The organism is Campylobacter sp. BCW_4332 (assembly GCF_001763175.1).
In the GTDB taxonomy this organism is placed as follows: Bacteria; Campylobacterota; Campylobacteria; order Campylobacterales; family Campylobacteraceae; genus Campylobacter_D; species Campylobacter_D jejuni.
Genome location: NZ_MJYF01000024.1, coordinates 133,183 through 148,970 on the forward strand (window position 1 = coordinate 133,183; position 15,788 = coordinate 148,970).

A 15,788-nucleotide genomic window follows, 5' to 3' on the forward strand; every position below is an offset into this window, starting at 1 on the left:
TTATGAGTTTTTCCGAAAAATTTACCCACTTAGTAAATGAAGCGCATTCTACTAATTCAAATGCAGTTGGTATCGCTTCAGAAGCTTTCGTATCTTTAGCAAAACTAGATCATATAGCTTTTAAATTAAATGGTTATAAAGAAATTTTTTCCAAATCAGGAAAGCAATTAGCCGATCATACATCTTGTCGCTTAGGAAAATGGCTTGCTAGCACAGGAAAAGAAAGATTTGGGCAAAATAAAAGCTTCTTAAAAATTAACGAGCCACATGAAAAAGTTCATGAAAATATGAATAATGCTATAACAATAGCAAATACAGAAGATATTAGCAAAGATATTACTCAACACAGCATAATTAATAAATGCGAAGTTGCTGAAAATGCATCGCTTGATCTTTTCAATGTATTTAAAGAAATGCTTGATGAGTCAGATCATTAAATCCTAGGTTGAACCTTTTTAAGGTTTAACCTAAATAATCTTTAATTTTCCCCACTTCTCCTTTAAAAACCACATATAAGCAAAATCAAGCAAAGGCGTTCTTATCATATTTTTACATTTTTTTTCAAAATCCTGCACCTTAACATAAACAGCTTCAATCTCTTCATCATCAACTCCACCTCCAGAAGAAATTTTATCTTTTTCATCAACTTCTGCGAAATAAAAGCTTTGCTTGCTTACACCTGAACCAAACCCTGTATAAAAATCTCCTATTTTTTCTAAATTTTTAGGAGCATATCCTAGTTCTTCTATACATTCTTCTTTTGCTATTTCCTCTAAAGATAATTTTTTATCCACAAGCCCAGAACAAAGCTCTATAGTATAGCCCATATTATCATCTTTTACATAATCTTTATCATGCATTTGATGATACCAAAGTGGTATACGAAATTGGCGTACAAAAATAAAACTTTCTAATTCTTTATGATACAAAAGCACTGAAACACTATCTTTAGATTCTATAAAATCCCAAGTACAAAACTTACCATTACTTTCATAAGCAAATCTCTTAGGCTTAATATAATTTGATTTTTCAAAAGAAAGTTCTTTTAAATTTTTAAACGCCATAATAAAACCTTTATTTATTTTTCACATTGTACTTTATTTTTGCTTTTTTGAAAATATAAAGGTGATTAAAGCCTTAAAAAATTAAAAATCATATTTATAACTCAACCAAAAACTCCTTCCTTCTGTATAGTCTTGATAACGATTTGCATATCCAGCAGGATTAGCCCCATCCCATTTAGTAACTTGAGGATCGAAGAAATTTTTATCAAAAAGATTTTGCACTGCAAAACTTAAGCTAGATTGCTTATTAATTTTATAATTTATCCCTAAATCCACTATATAAAAAGGCTTATATTTTTGCCATGGCAAACTACCATTACCGCCACCTTTTGCTTTAGCTATAGTATCAAGTCTTGCTCGTGTTTTTATATAGGAACTAAATTTACCTCGCTCATAGTTTAATTTTAACATTGCTATATGTCTTGGTAAATTTTCTATTCTATCACCGCCAAACCAATTTTTTTGACCATCTTTGTAGCGATTATCCATAAAAGTATAACTTGAATTTAGGCTAAAACCATTGTAAGTTTTAGTATTAAATGCAAATTCTATACCTTTAGTCTGTGTTTTTCCAAGATTAATAGGACGAGTACAAACAGTATTATTATCGCAATTAATACCATTTAATGAGCCTGTTAAATCTTCACTACTGATTTGATTTGTAAAATCAGTAATAAATCCTGTAATAGAATAATGTGCAAAATCAAATACCCTAAAATCAACACCCAATTCATAATTTATACTTTCTTCTGGTTTTAAGTTAGGGTTTCCAAAATAAGCATTATTATTGGCATAATTATAATATCCATTTGTCAACTGCTTGGCAGCAGGAGTTTTATAGCCTTTTGAAACACCTCCTTTCAAGGCTATATTATCATTTAAGTGATAAACCAAATAAACCCTAGGCGTAAATTCAGAATCAAACAAATCGCTATAAATATAACGCAAACCTGTAGTAAAAATCAAATCATCTGTTATAAAATACTCATTTTCCCCATAAAGCGCAACCGTGGTTTGATCAAGATTTTTACCTCTTATTTGACTACCTGCGCTTGCTTGATCATTTTTTAACATCTCATAATCAATCCTTGCACCAAAGGTATTTACTAAATTACCGTACTGACCTAAATTCCAAGGTAAAACAACCTTACCTTCTCCTACCCAAATTTGGCTATGTAGCTCCTTATCCTTAGTGCTACCATATTGTAAATATGAGTTAGTTGAACCAAAATCATAGTTACCATCATGATTTAAAACAATATTATCCTTAAAAAGTTGTCTTTCACTTTTAATAGCCCTACTACTTGTAGAATTCACTGAAATTTCATTAATATATCGTTCTATATCAAAATATATATTATTTTTATCATCTACTGTCCAATTAAGCCTAGAACCAAAACCTAAACTAGTAAAAGCACCTGGACTATGGCTAGCAATTTGATAATTATCAGGTCTTTGTTGACTACTATTCCAAACCGGTGTAGGCCATTTTAAATCAGAAGCTGCCTTATCATAATACTTCAACCTTACAGAAATTGATAATGCATCTTCAATCAAAGGAGTTGCCACATAAGCGTTAAATCCCCCAGCATTGCCATAGTGATTAGAGTGCTGTTGCAAAAGAGTGTTAAATTCTATATTTGCCTCAGTCTTATCAGGATTTTTCTTAGTGATAATATTTATCACACCGCCTACAGCATCACTGCCATAAAGTGTAGAAGCTGGACCACGTATAACCTCAATACGCTCTATCATAGACAAAGGTGGTAGATATCCTGACTCACTGCCACTAAAACCATTATCATAAAACCCATTTGCAACACTTTGACGTTTTCCATCAATTAAAACTAGAGTATAAGAACTACCAAAACCTCGTATGCTAAAATCATAAGTGCCTGTTTTATTCATAGTCACATCTACACCTGGAATATCTCCTATAGCCTCCCCTATATCCTTAATTGGCTTTTTTTCAAGCTCTTCTTTTGTAATGATAGAAATACTAGCAGGCGCATCAACCAAATCTTGTTCAAAACCACTAGCACTAACCACAACATCATTAAGTTGATATTTTTCTTCTGCTTTTAACAAAGCTCCAGATAAAATTAAAAAACACAGTAAACTTTTTTTAAATTTTATATTTTTGATTTGAGTCAAATTAATTCCTTTAAAAAATAATTATTTTGATATTTAAAATCATTTTTGAAGTATAAAAAAAGAATACTTTTAATTAACTTAATTTTGATAATAATTATAGATAATAAAATTATTTAAAAAAAGTGAAGTAAAAGCTTAAGCCTCTTGGTAGGCTCCAAGCTTTAAAATTTTCTGCATACGATTTGCAGAAAGTTCTCGCGTATCAATATTTTCAAGTTCATTTAGAGATTTTTTTACATAATCAGCAATAGCTACTGCTGCAGCTTCTTTATTACGATGTGCACCATTTGTAGGCTCATCTATAACATCATCAATTAAACCTTGAGATTTTAAATCATCAGCCGTTACCTTCATAGCCTTGGTTGCAGCTTCACTTTTTGCAGGATCATTCCAAAGTATTGCAGCACAACCTTCAGGAGAAATTACTGAAAAAACAGAATTTTTCATCATTGCAAGTCTATCTGCAACCCCTATAGCTAGCGCCCCACCGCTACCGCCTTCTCCAATAACTATAGCAATGGTCGGTATTTTCAAATCACTTAATTCATATAAATTTCTAGCGATAGCTTCACTTTGCCCTCTTTCTTCAGCACCTACACCAGGATAAGCACCCGGAGTATCTATTAAAAATAAGATAGGAATTTGGAACTTCTCTGCAAGTCTTGCTACCCTTAAAGCTTTACGATAACCTTCAGGATGTGGCATACCAAAATTTCTAGCGATTTTATCTTTTGTTCCACGCCCTTTTTGCTCGCCAATTACAATTATTTTTTTCTCTCCTAAATAACCCATAAAACAAACAATAGCAGGATCATCTCTAAAAGCACGGTCACCATGTATTTCGTGAGCATCGTTTAAAATAAGTTCAATATAATCAAGAGCGTAAGGACGATCTGGATGGCGTGCTAATTGCAAACGTTGAAAATCGCTTAAATTTTTATAAGTTTTAGAAATTTCTTTTTCAAGATTTTTCTTTAAAATCGATACAGCTTCAGTATCTCCTTTAATCTGAGCGTTGATAATATCCTCATCAATTTGCTGAATATTTTTTTCAAAATCTAAATAAGAAGCCATATTAATCTACTTTTTTAAATACAACACAGCCATTTGTGCCACCAAAACCAAAAGAATTACTCATTGCCACTTTTAAATCTGATTTTCTTGATATATTTGGAACATAATCAAGATCACATTCCTCATCTTTTACAAGCTGATTGATTGTAGGTGGAACTACCCCATCTCTTAAAGCCATAACACTGATAACTGCTTCAATTGCACCTGCAGCGCCTAAGCAATGACCTGTTTGTCCTTTTGTGGAACTTACAAGTGGGATATTATTACCAAAAAGCTCTTTAATTGCTGCTGTTTCATTTTTATCATTTACAGGAGTTGAAGTTCCATGTGCATTGATATAATCTACCTTTGGATTCCCTGCCATATTTAAAGCTTTTTTCATAGCTCTTAAAGGTCCATCTAAAGTTGGTGAAGTAATATGATGTGCATCTGCACTTTCTCCAAATCCAATTAATTCAGCATAAATCGTAGCACTACGTTTTTTAGCCTCTTCATATTCCTCAAAAACTAAAGCTCCAGCACCTTCTCCCATAACAAAACCATCTCTTTCTTTGTCAAATGGTCTTGAAGCATGCTGTGGATCTTCATTTCTAGTTGATAAAGCTTTCATTGAAGCAAAACCACCTATACCCACAGGACAAATCGCAGCTTCTGCACCTATGACTAACATCTTTTTAGCATTTCCCAAAGCTATACTTTTATAAGCTTCTCCTATAGCATGAGTTCCTGCTGCACAAGCTGTAACACAAGAAATATTTGGCCCTTTAAGTCCATGCTCTATAGAAATCAAACCTCCTAACATATTTACAAGTGCTGAAGGTATGAAAAAAGGGGAAATTTTACGCGGACCTCGCTCGGAACAAATAATGGAATTTTTTTCTATGTTAGGCAAACCTCCAATACCAGCAGCCGAAACAATGCCAAATTCTTCTTTGTCTAATTCTTCACTAAATCCAGCATCCTGCATTGCTTCTCTTGCTGCTTTAATTCCAAGTTGTATGAAACGGTCAATTTTTTTTACTTCTTTGCCATCAACAACCTCTAATGGATCAAAATTTTTAACTTCAGCTGCAATTTGAACAGGAAAGTCTGTGGCATCAAAAAGAGTAATTTTATTTACTCCACTTTCTCCATTGCAAATTGCTTTAAATGAACTTTCTTTATCTAAACCAAGGGCATTGATCATACCAATACCTGTAACTACAACTCTTTTCAAGAATAAGCTCCTTGCAAGAAAAAAATTATTTTTTTAGATTGTCAATATAATTTACAACATCTTCAATTTTAATTAATTTTTCAGCATCACTATCTGGAATTTCTACTTCAAATTTTTCTTCTAAAGCCATAATAAGCTCTACAACATCTAAAGAATCAGCACCTAAATCTTCAATAATTTTTGATTCCATTTTAACTGCATCTGCATCAATACTTAATTGCTCTACTACTACTGCTTTTACATCATCAAATGTTGCCATTTGTTCTCCTTCAAAAAATTAAAATAAAGCGTATTTTACTATAAAAAGCTTAAAATATTTATAGTTTTTCATTATACTTGAAAATAAAATATTAAAACATAAAGGAAAAATAATGCTTTTCTCTAATTTAATCAAAGAAAATCAAAAAATTTGGAATGCTTATCTACATCATGATTTTGTTAAAAAATTGGAAGATAAAAGCCTAAAGCAAGAAAATTTTCTTTTTTATCTCAAGTAAGATTATATTTATTTGCTTAATTACGCAAAATGTTATGCAAGATTAGCACTTAACTCAAATACCGCAAAAGAACTTCGTTTTGCTATGAAATTTCAAAATTATATAGTTGAAGGAGAAATGGAGCTTCATCGTGCAATTTTATCTCTTGGTATTAATGCAGATGAACTCGATATAAAAGATGAAAGTTTAGTCAATATAGCCTATTCGCGTTATATGTTAAGCGTAGGTGAAAATGGAGATTTTTTAGATATGTTAGTTGCTCTTAGTGCTTGCGCTATAGGCTATGCAAAAATAGGTGCTGAAATTATAAATCGTTTAAAAAATGAAAATTTAAAAGATCATCCTTACAAGGAATGGATTTTGACCTATGGAAGTGAAAATTTTCAAAATGAAGCTAAAGAATTTGAAGATTTTGTTAATTCTTATACTTCAAGTGTTAGTGCACAAAAATTCCAAAAACTCAGCGAAATTTTTCATACTGTAACACGCTTGGAAGTGGCTTTTTGGGAGCATTCTTTAAGAATGGAATTAAATCTTTAAACATGGGCTTTTTGCCCATGTTTTTATGCAATTTTACTTGCATCAATAATATTATAATCTAAACCAACCATTTCTTTAGAAAGTCCTAATGCAAGTCCTACTAATTGTGATAAATGAATAATAGGCAATCTTGCTTTAGAATTAGTATAATCTTGAAATCTTTCTTGATAGATATCAAGCTGCATTTGACAAAGTGGGCAAGGTGTTACAACACAATCAGCTTGATTTTCACTTGCATTATTGACAATTTGACTAGACATTTTTTTCACAGATTTTTCTGCAGGATAAGAAGCATGAAAACCACAACAATCAAGGCGTTTTTCAAAAGGAACTATTTTAGCCCCTAAAACTTCTACTACACTTTCAAAACTTTTTGGATTGGTTGAACTTTCTTTTTTACCGAAAGCATCTTCAGGTCTTAAACTATGGCAACCATAAAATAAAGCTACTTTTAAATTTGAAAGCGGCTTTTTCACCTTGCTTTTTAAATTATCCAAATCCTCATAAAGCTCCCACAAAAGACTTGTAATAGGTGTTGAACCTTGATATTTCATTCCACCTTGTGCTAAAAAAGTATTTATGCGTTCTTTTGCACCCTTATCAAGAGTATTTTTTGCTTTAGTTAAAGTTAGCATACAAGTACTACAAGTTGTAAGCATTGGCATTTTCATCTCTTCTGCTAAAGCAATATTTCTTGCATTAGCTACCAAAGTCACAATAGGATCAACACACTGCGCTTGAGAAGCCCCACAACAACTCCATCCCTTAATTTCATTTAATTTCCAACCCAAAATAGGTGCAATAGCTTCAAGTGAAATTTTAGATTCTTTTGCAGCTTGAGATAAAACACAACCTGGAAAAAAAGCGTATTCTTTTTGCATATTTTACTCCTTAACAGCAGCTTCTTGTGCCGCCTTTATCATTTTAACCAAATCTTTATGCCCTTCTATTTCATCCTCACCAAAAACATGCATAGGATTCATTTTTCCTGCGCGCATAAGTTTAAAAGCTATATCTGTTTTGCCCATAGAACCTATAACACCCTCGGAACGCAAAGCAAGATAAATTTCATTCAAGCGTCCTGAACCTTCAACTAAATCTTTATAAAAAGCTTCAGCATGATCAGGCCCTAAGCCTTCATTTAAACCTTTTTTAATCGCCATCACTCTTAAATTTGCTATATCACTTACTGAACTTATACCCTTTGGACAACGATCAGCGCACTCTTGACAATGAACACAAAGCCAAAGTCCATTCATTACACTAGGTTTTACATGCAACATAGGATCCTTACCTCGAGAGTCTGCCGCTGCACGCCAAGCATGAGTAAAAACAAAAGGTTGCATATAATCGCTACTATCTGCTTCTAATTTATTACACTCTGAGGCACAGCTACCACATAAAATACAATCCCATTGCTTGCTAATACGATCAAATTCTTCTTGACTTTGTTTACAGCCCTTTTCCGCTGAAAATTCATTTTTTGCCACCATGGCAGGACGAATTTTTCTTAAATTTTCTATAGAAGGCTCCCAATCCACAATTAAATCAGAAATTACTCTAAAATTTCCAAGCGGAGAAATGCGTATACTTGAAGGGTTATCATATTCTTTTAACAAATCTTGCATTTTAGTATCACAAGCAAGATAAGAATGCCCATTCGCACGAACTGCACAAGCCCCACAAATTGCAGATTGACAAGAGGCGGTAAAATTTAAAGTAATATCTTTTGTTTTTTTGATAAAAAGCAAAAGAGAGAGCAGAGTTTTTCCCTGTATATCCTTATCATCAATATCATAACTTTGTTCATATTTTTCCTTGCCATTAAAACGATCTATGATGATTTTCATTGTACTCTCCTTCCATCAAGTGAAAACTCAGTTACCACGACATCTTTATAACTAAGCTTTAATTCATCATTTTCTAAATTTACAATGCTATGTTTTAAGAAATTTTTATCATCTCGCTTTGGATAATCTTCTCTAGTATGAGCCCCACGACTTTCAAGTCTATTTCTAGCTGCTAAACAAGCACAGCGAGAAAGTAAAATCAAATTACCAAGCTCTACATAATCTGTAAAAGCAGTATTCATCACTTCATTAGGATTTGGAATACGAATTTTTTCATATCTTGCTTGTATATCTTCTAAATTTTTTGCTAGAAGATCGAGTTTTTCTTGAGTTCTAAAAATCCCCATATTATCCCAATTTTGACTTCCTAGCTCTTCTCGCAATTCATACATTTCTTGACCATTTCCGCCATTATTTGTAATTTCTTTAAATCTAGCCAGCCATTTTTGAGCAAGTTCATGAGTTTTTGCCCCTTTTCCAAAACTTGCATCTTTAGCATAATTTGTCGCACCAATGCCTGCTAAATGCCCTGTTACAACTGCATCGGCTAAAGAATTTCCCCCTAGTCTATTAGCTCCATGTATAGAAATACAAGAAGCTTCCCCACCTACATAAATTCCAGCAATTTTAGTACTCATATCTTCAAATTTAGCCACTTCAATTCCACCCATAGAATAATGCGCCGTTGGACGGATAGGTACAGGAGTATCTACTAAATCAATATTTTCAAAAAGCATTGCAGTGTGACGAATTTTTGGTAAATCTTTTAAAATTTTTTCTTTTCCTAAGTGGCGTACATCGCACAAAACATAAGCTCCAAGCCCCTCGCCATAACCTCTACCTTCACGAATTTCTGTTTCTATAGCACGCGCAACCACATCTCGGGGTGCAAGCTCCATTTTTTCATGGTAATTTTTCATAAAACGCTCACCACGATTATTTAAAAGATATCCCCCTTCACCGCGCGCCGCTTCTGTAATAAGAGTTCCACCATTTGCAACTCCTGTTGGGTGAAATTGTATCATCTCAGGATCTTCAAAACCAAGTCCTGCTCTAAGAGCAGCTGCCACACCATCTCCTGTGGCAATAAAAGGAGTTGAAGTTCTATTATAAAATATCCTTGTGTATCCCCCTGTAGCAATCACCAAAGCTTTGCATAACACAGGATAAATTCCACCGCTTTGTATATCTCTTAAAACAACACCCTCGCATTTTCCATCCACAACACCTATATCCAAAAGCTCATGATCCATTAAAAATTTCACACCACTACTAATAGCATCATCCAAACAAGAATGCATTAAAATATGACCTGTTTTATCTGCAGAATAGTTACAGCGTTTCTTAGAAGCTCCTCCCATTAAACGCTGAGCTACCCCACCTTGCTCATTTCTTGAAAACAAGGTTCCTATAAAATCCATATTAAAAATAGCCTTTCCAGCTAATTCACAAAATTTTAAAGCCGCATCTTGATCTACCAAGTAAGCTCCGCCTTTGATAGTATCATAAGCATGTAATTTATAGGAATCTCCATTAGAAAAATCAGTAACTCCATTAATTCCACCCTCTGCCATACAAGTTGCGTTACGCGATGGCATCATCTTTGTAGCTACTACAACGCTTAATTTTGGATTTTCTTTTCTCACTGCGGCTGCAGCACGCAAACCTGCTCCACCTGATCCAATTACCAAAACATCACAAGAAGGTAAATTTGTATCTTTATCTATCTTAGATGAATCATCTAAGGCATAAACTCCACTTGAACTTGCAGCTAAAGCTCCTACACTAATACAGGCTGTTTTTATAAAATCTCTTCTAGAAAATTCACCCATATCATTCTCCTTATTTAAAAAAATTAATAATAATTTTTTAATGTAAGTCAATCTTACATAACCGCATGCCAAAAATCCAAAAACAAACTCTCCTTTCAATATAAAATGGATTAAAAATAAATTTATAATTTAATAAATATAAAAAAGTATAAGATAAGTAATCAAAGAAGATAGACGAATATAATAAAATAAATATTAAAAAATTTTTGCAATATATCATAATCTATTCCTTGCAAATTAAACGGAATGATTATACCTTAAAAAAATAACAAAAAGTTAATATTAATTAAGATAATATTTATCTTAATTAATATATAGTTAATAAAATTATCAAATCATTAAGCCTTAAAAAGCTTAAATTCTCCATTCATAAATTGCATTCTAGCGCTTAAATGTTCGAGATAAAAAACTTCAAATTTTGGATTTTGCGGAGTTTCATAAAGATTTACAAGATAAGGATATTTTTCAAACATCATTTTTTTAACTTCTAAATTTGATTCAAAAACCGCATTAGCCCTAAGTCTTAAAAAAGTCCCATCTTTTGCACAAGAACAAAATTCAATACCATTATAATTTTTTATATGCTTAAAAAGTCCTTTTGTGTTTGCTGTGCAAAAATAAATTTTATCTCCCACAAGCAATGGACTTTGTATAGGACGCACTCTAGGATTTCCACAAGTTCCTAAAGTGGCTAAAAATGCCGGTACATTATCATCTAAAAATTGTGCTATTTCTTTTAAATCCATCATTTTTCCTTACATATATAAACCACCATTGATCTTAAGCACATCGCCTGTCACATAAGAGGCATAATCACTGAGTAAAAACGCTACACAATTAGCCACTTCTTCAGGTTCTGCAAAGCGTTTTAAAGGAATATTATCTTGATAAGCTTGTTTGATTTCATCACTTAAAACTTCAGTCATATCGCTTTTTATGAAACCTGGAGTTACACAGTTAAAGCGTAAATTTCTACTTGCTCCTTCTTTAGCAAAAGATTTAGTCATAGCTATCATTCCACCTTTACTAGCAGAATAATTTACTTGTCCAGCATTGCCCATTTCTCCGACAATAGAAGCGATATTTACAACAGCACCAAAACGTTTTTTACTCATGGTTTTTAAAGCTTCTCTACAACCTAAAAAAGCTGAGCTTAAATTCGTATCCACAACGCCACTAAAGTCCTCTAATTTCATTCTTAAAGCAAGTTTATCATTTGTAATGCCTGCATTATTTACAAGATAACTTAGTTCTCCATCGCTCTCCACTATGGTTTTTACACCGTTTTCAAACTCATCTTCTTTACTTGCATCAAATTTAATCACAGCAGCAACACTACCACTTGCAATAATTTCATCTTTTAAAGCATCCGCAAGTTCAGGTTTTGAACGATAATTGATCCAAACTTTAAGCCCAAAACCTGCCAAAGTTTTTGCAATAGAAGCACCTATTCCCTTACTTGCTCCGGTAATTAAAACATTTTTTCCGCTAAATTTCATTATCTATCCTTAATAAGTTTAATTTTAAAAATTGCAATCTTAACAAATTTCTTACAAAAAAGGCAAACAAACTAAAACAAAGCCTCATTCATTTCTTTTGGAATTTCTAAGTCTAAAATTTTAAGCACGCTTGCAGCTATATTACTCAGCCCCATATTGGCTTTAATCTTTGAAACTCCCTTTGCTTGCACAAAAACAAAAACATCAAAAGTGGTGTGATTGGTAAGCAAATTTCCTTTTTCATCTTGCATAGCTTCGCAATTTCCATGATCACTTGTAATGATAAAAGCATAATCATGCTTTTTTGCACATTCTACAATCTCGCCCAAACAAGTATCCACCGCCTCAACAGCCTTTATAGCAGCATTAAAATCGCCTGTATGTCCCACCATATCTCCATTTGCAAAATTTACCACTATAAAATCCTCACCCTTTTCTATACCTTTTTTCACTGCATTACACACTTCAAAAGCACTCATTTGGGGTTTTTCATCATAGGTTTTTACCTTAGGACTTGGGATTAAAACCCTTGTTTCATTTTCCAAAAGCTCTTCTTTTCCGCCATTAAAAAAGAAAGTTACATGGGCATATTTTTCGGTTTCTGCGGTATGAAGCTGACTAAGCCCTGCTTTAGAAATCACTTGCGCTAAAGTATTTTCAATTTTTTCTTTTTCAAAAAGCACAGGGAGTTTAAATTTATCATCATAAACACTCATAGTAAGTAAATTTTCAAAGATTTTTTCGCGTTCAAACTCTTTAAAATCTTTAGAATTTAACACTTCAACGAGTTGTTTCATTCTATCATTTCTAAAGTTAATAAAGATAATGCCATCTTCTTCTCTCATGCCCTTGTAATTCTCATTTTGAGCTGCTTTGATAAATTCATCAGTAATATTTTCATCGTAAGATTTTTGCATGTATTCTAACAAATTTGACACGTTATAAGCCTTACCCAATAAACACTCATAATACTCTTTTACCCTATCCCAACGCTTATCTCTATCCATAGCATAAAAACGCCCACAAAGCGTAGCAAAATGCACACCTAAGTTTTCACAAAATTCTTTTAAATCTTTTATGAAATTTAAACCACTTTTTGGACTTACATCACGCCCATCAGTGATTGCGTGAGCAAAAACTTCATTGCCATTTTTCGCACAAATTTCAAGCATGGCTTTAAAATGCGTATCCATAGAATGCACCCCGCCATCACTATAAAGCCCTATAATATGCACTCTTTTACATTTTGCTAAAAGTTTTTGCAAATTCTCATTTTTTTCAAGCTCTTTGTTTTCAATGGCTTTATTAATACGCACTAAATTTTGATAAATAATACGCCCACTTCCTATACACATATGCCCTACTTCACTATTTCCCATTTGTCCTTCTGGTAAACCTACAGCCAAACCACTCGTTTTTAGTAAAGAATTTGGAACTTCCTTGAAAAGCTTTTCATAACTTGGTTTTTTAGCTGCTTCAAAAGCATTAAACTTACTATTTTTATTATACCCTATTCCATCTGTAATAATTAAAACACATTTTTGCTTCATTTTTCTCTCTTTTATAAGAATTTTTTTGGTTAGATTTTACTAAAATTAAACTTTTAAAAACCAAAAAGAAGGCTAGGTTTTGTATTATCTTTCAGATTTAAGTCATTATGCTTTTTTTACTTATATTAGTGTGCGTGCAGGATTTGCATTTTTTATCGCTTTATGTTTGTCTTTATTTTTAATGCCTAAATTTATTGCTTGGGCTAAAAATAAAAACGCTAGTCAACCTATTTACGAATACGCTCCAGAAACTCATAAAACCAAATGCCATACTCCAACTATGGGTGGACTTATTTTCATCAGTTCTGCAGTAATTGCAAGTTTATCTTGTATCAAATTTGATAATATTTTTGCTATAAGTGCTTTGCTTTGTTTGATACTTTTTTGTTTGATAGGACTCGTAGATGATTTAGGTAAAGTTCTAAAAAAAGATAATCACTCAGGACTTAGCCCAAAAATGAAGCTTTTAGCGCAAATCATCGCAGGACTTATTTGTATCTTGCCTTTATATTTTAGTTCAGAACTTAGCACAGAACTTTTTATACCTTTTTACAAACATCCTCTTTTTGATATGGAAATTTTTGCCATTGCTTTTTGGATTTTGGTTTTAATTTCTAGCTCTAATGCTGTAAATTTAACCGATGGACTTGATGGCTTAGCTACAGTTCCAAGTATTTTTTCTTTATCTACTTTAGGAATATTCTTATATTTGAGCGGAAATTTAAATTATAGTGAATATTTACTTTTGCCAAAAATTCAAGGTTTGGGCGAAGTGGTGATTATTTGTGCTGCATTAATCGGTGCTTTAATGGGATTTTTATGGTACAACTGTTATCCTGCGCAAGTTTTTATGGGAGATAGTGGAAGTTTAGCTTTAGGTGGCTTTATAGGATTTTTAGCCGTTATTAGCAAAAATGAAATTTTACTTTTACTCATAGGTTTTGTTTTTGTTCTTGAAACTGTTTCTGTAATTTTACAAGTTGGAAGTTTTAAAATTTTTAATAAAAGAGTATTTAAAATGGCGCCTATTCATCATCATTTTGAAAAAGTTGGCTGGGTAGAAAATAAAATTATAGTGCGTTTTTGGATGATAGCCTTACTTTCAAATTTACTTGCACTTGCATCAATAAAGCTAAGATAATGAAAATTTCACTTTTTGGATACGGAAAAACCACACGTGCTATTGCTGAAAATTTGGTAGATAAATTTGGGCCTTTTGATATTTATGATGATCATTTTACAGAAACAAAAAAAGATACACTAGGAAATTTACTTTTAAATCCTAATGATTTTGATGATAATTTAAGCGATATTGAAATTCCTAGTCCAGGTTTTCCACCAAAGCACAAACTCATTCAAAAAGCAAAAAATTTACAAAGCGAATATGACTTTTTTTATGATATCATGCCAAAATCCGTTTGGATAAGCGGAACCAATGGCAAAACCACTACCACTCAAATGGCAACGCATTTATTATCACACATTGGTGCTGTTATGGGTGGAAATGTTGGAACTCCTTTAGCAGAGCTTGATCCTTATGCAAAACTTTGGATACTTGAAACTTCATCTTTTACCCTACACTACACTCATAAAGCTAAACCTGAAATTTATGCACTTTTACCTATAAGTCCTGATCATCTTTCTTGGCATGGAAGTTTTGATAATTATGTTCAAGATAAGCTAAGCGTTTTAAAAAGAATGAATGAATGTGATGTAGTAATACTGCCTAAAATTTATGCAAATACTCCAACAAAAGCCCATAAAATAAGCTATGAAGATGAAAAAGATCTAGCTGTTAAATTTGGCATTGATACGGAAAAAATTTCCTTTAAAAGTCCTTTTTTACTCGATGCTATCATGGCTTTAGCTATAGAAAAAATTCTACTTGATACTTTAAGCTATGAGCTTTTAAATAGCTTTGTAATGGAAAAAAATAAACTCGAAGAGCTAAAAGACAGTCAAAATAGGCTTTGGGTAAATGACACTAAAGCTACAAATGAAAGTGCTGTAATGGCTGCACTTAGTCGCTATAAAGATAAAAAAATCCATCTTATCATAGGGGGAGATGATAAGGGTGTAGATCTTAGCAATTTATTTGATTTTATGAAAAATTTTAACATAGAACTCTATGCTATAGGTATTAGTACCGAAAAAATGCTTGATTATGCAAAAAAAGCGAATTTGAAAGCCTATAAATGTGAAGTTTTATCTAAAGCTGTAAATGAAATTTCAAATCACTTAAGAGTCAATGAAGTGGCTCTTTTAAGTCCCGCTTGCGCAAGTTTAGATCAGTTCAACTCTTACGTAGAGCGTGGAAAAGTCTTTAAAGAATGTGTGAATAAAATTTAATTTATTATACAATCCATACAAATATATTAAACTTTCCAAACCCCTAAAAACACCCTATTCTCTCTAAAAACCCTAACCAGCAACAAACTCTTTTTTAAACACTATTCTAAGTGTCATCTAAAACAACAATAAAAATAAACATAGGATTTATATATAAAGTAAG

15 protein-coding genes and 1 pseudogene are annotated in these 15,788 nt (G+C 32.4%); 4 read left to right on the plus strand and 12 right to left on the minus strand.

Annotated features, from left to right (window positions below; all coding sequences use genetic code 11):
- Nucleotides 1-2: 2 nt before the first annotated feature.
- On the plus strand, nucleotides 3-437 hold the full coding sequence (locus AJN64_RS09920) for a CZB domain-containing protein (RefSeq protein ID WP_370651196.1): 435 nt from the start codon (nucleotides 3-5) through the stop codon (nucleotides 435-437).
- Between the two features lie 30 nt (nucleotides 438-467).
- On the opposite strand, the gene AJN64_RS02355 is transcribed toward AJN64_RS09920, so the two are convergent.
- From AJN64_RS02355 to acpP, 5 genes are all read right to left on the minus strand, one after another.
- Nucleotides 468-1,064, minus strand: coding sequence for an NUDIX domain-containing protein (locus AJN64_RS02355; protein ID WP_002920998.1), 597 nt, complete (start codon nucleotides 1,062-1,064; stop codon nucleotides 468-470).
- An 81-nt stretch (nucleotides 1,065-1,145) separates the two neighbouring features.
- Nucleotides 1,146-3,218, minus strand: coding sequence for a TonB-dependent receptor domain-containing protein (locus tag AJN64_RS02360; protein ID WP_053872261.1), 2,073 nt, complete (start codon nucleotides 3,216-3,218; stop codon nucleotides 1,146-1,148).
- Between the two features lie 135 nt (nucleotides 3,219-3,353).
- Nucleotides 3,354-4,292, minus strand: coding sequence for an acetyl-CoA carboxylase carboxyltransferase subunit alpha (locus tag AJN64_RS02365; RefSeq protein ID WP_044261650.1), 939 nt, complete (start codon nucleotides 4,290-4,292; stop codon nucleotides 3,354-3,356).
- A gap of 1 nt (nucleotide 4,293) precedes the next feature.
- A complete protein-coding gene (locus AJN64_RS02370) occupies nucleotides 4,294-5,508 on the minus strand; it encodes a beta-ketoacyl-ACP synthase II (RefSeq protein ID WP_070292617.1) in 1,215 nt (404 codons plus the stop codon).
- Nucleotides 5,509-5,533: 25 nt separating this feature from the next.
- Nucleotides 5,534-5,767 carry an acyl carrier protein gene (gene acpP / locus AJN64_RS02375; RefSeq protein WP_002854831.1) on the minus strand — a complete coding sequence of 78 codons (234 nt, stop codon included), beginning with the start codon at nucleotides 5,765-5,767 and terminating at the stop codon, nucleotides 5,534-5,536.
- A gap of 109 nt (nucleotides 5,768-5,876) precedes the next feature.
- On the opposite strand from acpP, the pseudogene tenA reads away from it, so the two are divergent.
- Nucleotides 5,877-6,545 (plus strand): annotated as a pseudogene (tenA, locus tag AJN64_RS02380) (thiaminase II).
- 23 nt (nucleotides 6,546-6,568) lie between these two features.
- Here the strand turns inward: tenA and sdhE are convergent.
- From sdhE to gpmI, 7 genes are all read right to left on the minus strand, one after another.
- On the minus strand, nucleotides 6,569-7,426 hold the full coding sequence (gene sdhE / locus AJN64_RS02385) for an 8-methylmenaquinol:fumarate reductase membrane anchor subunit (RefSeq protein ID WP_070292618.1): 858 nt from the start codon (nucleotides 7,424-7,426) through the stop codon (nucleotides 6,569-6,571).
- A gap of 3 nt (nucleotides 7,427-7,429) precedes the next feature.
- Nucleotides 7,430-8,395: an 8-methylmenaquinol:fumarate reductase iron-sulfur subunit gene (sdhB, locus tag AJN64_RS02390; protein WP_070292619.1), complete on the minus strand. Its 966-nt coding sequence runs from the start codon at nucleotides 8,393-8,395 to the stop codon at nucleotides 7,430-7,432.
- Complete coding sequence (sdhA, locus tag AJN64_RS02395; RefSeq protein WP_070248379.1) at nucleotides 8,392-10,227, minus strand: 8-methylmenaquinol:fumarate reductase flavoprotein subunit; 1,836 nt, start codon at nucleotides 10,225-10,227, stop codon at nucleotides 8,392-8,394. Before sdhA ends, sdhB begins: the two co-directional genes overlap by 4 nt.
- Nucleotides 10,228-10,565: 338 nt before the next feature.
- A complete protein-coding gene (locus AJN64_RS02400) occupies nucleotides 10,566-10,976 on the minus strand; it encodes a pyridoxamine 5'-phosphate oxidase family protein (RefSeq protein WP_079728974.1) in 411 nt (136 codons plus the stop codon).
- A gap of 6 nt (nucleotides 10,977-10,982) precedes the next feature.
- Nucleotides 10,983-11,726 (minus strand): 3-oxoacyl-ACP reductase FabG, encoded by a 744-nt coding sequence (gene fabG, locus AJN64_RS02405; protein WP_053872497.1) that lies wholly within the window; start codon nucleotides 11,724-11,726, stop codon nucleotides 10,983-10,985.
- Nucleotides 11,716-11,814 (minus strand): hypothetical protein, encoded by a 99-nt coding sequence (locus AJN64_RS09880; protein WP_032599243.1) that lies wholly within the window; start codon nucleotides 11,812-11,814, stop codon nucleotides 11,716-11,718. Before AJN64_RS09880 ends, fabG begins: the two co-directional genes overlap by 11 nt.
- Complete coding sequence (gene gpmI / locus AJN64_RS02415; RefSeq protein WP_070210018.1) at nucleotides 11,798-13,276, minus strand: 2,3-bisphosphoglycerate-independent phosphoglycerate mutase; 1,479 nt, start codon at nucleotides 13,274-13,276, stop codon at nucleotides 11,798-11,800. The genes AJN64_RS09880 and gpmI overlap by 17 nt, the downstream gene beginning before the upstream one ends.
- Before the next feature lie 79 nt (nucleotides 13,277-13,355).
- Between gpmI and mraY the strand changes: the two genes are divergently transcribed.
- Both mraY and murD read left to right on the plus strand, forming a co-directional pair.
- Nucleotides 13,356-14,417, plus strand: coding sequence for a phospho-N-acetylmuramoyl-pentapeptide-transferase (gene mraY / locus AJN64_RS02420; RefSeq protein WP_070210017.1), 1,062 nt, complete (start codon nucleotides 13,356-13,358; stop codon nucleotides 14,415-14,417).
- A complete protein-coding gene (murD, locus tag AJN64_RS02425; RefSeq protein WP_053872830.1) occupies nucleotides 14,417-15,625 on the plus strand; it encodes a UDP-N-acetylmuramoyl-L-alanine--D-glutamate ligase in 1,209 nt (402 codons plus the stop codon). The genes mraY and murD overlap by 1 nt, the downstream gene beginning before the upstream one ends.
- Nucleotides 15,626-15,788: the final 163 nt, after the last annotated feature.